This is a genomic window from Pseudomonas sp. Pseusp97 (assembly GCF_047304025.1).
GTDB lineage: Bacteria > Pseudomonadota > Gammaproteobacteria > Pseudomonadales > Pseudomonadaceae > Pseudomonas.
Map to the genome: position 1 here is coordinate 1 of NZ_JBGLYK010000433.1, position 1,363 is coordinate 1,363.

General features: G+C 68.2%; 2 protein-coding genes. One reads left to right on the forward strand and one right to left on the reverse strand.

The features are described 5' to 3' along the window. Positions 1 to 123, reverse strand: a 123-nt coding sequence (locus ACCC94_RS29670) for a hypothetical protein (RefSeq protein WP_413353167.1), incomplete at its 3' end; no start/stop codon positions are given. A 104-nt stretch (positions 124 to 227) separates the two neighbouring features. Here ACCC94_RS29670 and queG point away from each other — a divergent pair. Further along, positions 228 to 1,295, forward strand: a complete 1,068-nt coding sequence (gene queG, locus ACCC94_RS29675; RefSeq protein ID WP_413353168.1) for a tRNA epoxyqueuosine(34) reductase QueG — start codon at positions 228 to 230, stop codon at positions 1,293 to 1,295. The last annotated feature ends 68 nt before the right edge of the window (positions 1,296 to 1,363 follow it).

Sequence of the window (1,363 nt, forward strand, 5' to 3'; positions counted from 1 at the left end):
GGCGTGGGCGGCGCGGCGCATCAGCTCGAAGCCGGGCGTACCGGCGGCGATCAGGCGCGCGTCGAGGTCGCGCACCTGCTGGGCGCTGTAGAGGTTCAGGGGCAGATCGTCGTGGGCAGTCATCGCGGTTCCGGGCGGCAGAATGTGTCGCCTTGGCGTTCGGACGGGCCGACGCCGGCAAGGTCTGGCAGAATTATACGCACCCGGACTTCGCTTTCTCGCCTTCCATGCACGATTCGACACTCGACTACGCCGACCTCGCCCTCTCCATCAAGGAGTGGGGGCGCGAACTCGGCTTCCAGCAGGTCGGCATCAGCGGGCTCGACCTGGAGGCCCACGGCGAGCACCTGCAACGCTGGCTGGAAGCGGGCTACCACGGCGAGATGGACTACATGGGCGCCCACGGCAGCAAGCGCTGGCGACCGGACGAACTGGTGCCCGGCACCCTGCGGGTGGTCTCGCTGCGCATGGATTACCTGCCCGGCGACACGCGCATGGCGCAGGTGCTGGCCGATCCGCAGAAGGCCTACGTCTCGCGCTACGCCCTGGGCCGCGACTACCACAAGCTGATCCGCAAGCGCCTGCAGCAACTGGCCGAGCGCATCGGGCAGCGGGTCGGGCCGTTCGGTTTCCGCGCCTTCGTCGACAGCGCGCCGGTGCTGGAGAAGGCCATCGCCGAGCAATCGGGGCTGGGCTGGATTGGCAAGAACACCCTGGTGCTCAACCGCAAGGCTGGCAGCTACTTCTTCCTCGGCGAGCTATTCACCGACCTGCCGCTGCCGGTGGACGAGCCGCATGGCACAGAGCATTGCGGGCGCTGCTCGGCGTGCATGGATATCTGCCCCACCGCCGCCTTCGTCGCGCCCTATGTGCTGGACGCGCGGCGCTGCATTTCCTACCTGACCATCGAATTGAAGGGGCCGATCCCCGAAGACCTGCGCCCACTGATCGGCAACCGGGTGTTCGGCTGCGACGACTGCCAGATGGTCTGCCCGTGGAACCGCTTCGCCCGCGCTACCGACCAGGGCGACTTCCAGCCGCGCCACAGCCTGGACAACGCCGCGCTGGCGGAGCTGTTCCTGTGGACGGAAGAGGAGTTCCTCAGCCGCACCGAAGGCTCGCCACTCCGGCGCGCCGGTTACGAGCGCTGGCTGCGCAACCTGGCCGTGGGGCTGGGCAATGCGCCGTCGACCATCCCGGTGATCGAGGCGCTGCGCGCGCGGCGGGAGTTCCCGTCGGAACTGGTGCGCGAGCATGTGGAGTGGGCGCTGGCGCGCCACAACGCCGGAATCTGAGGCTTTTCGTAGGAGCGAGCTTGCTCGCGAACCTGAATCCCGCTGCGGGGCTTGTTCGCGAGCAAGCT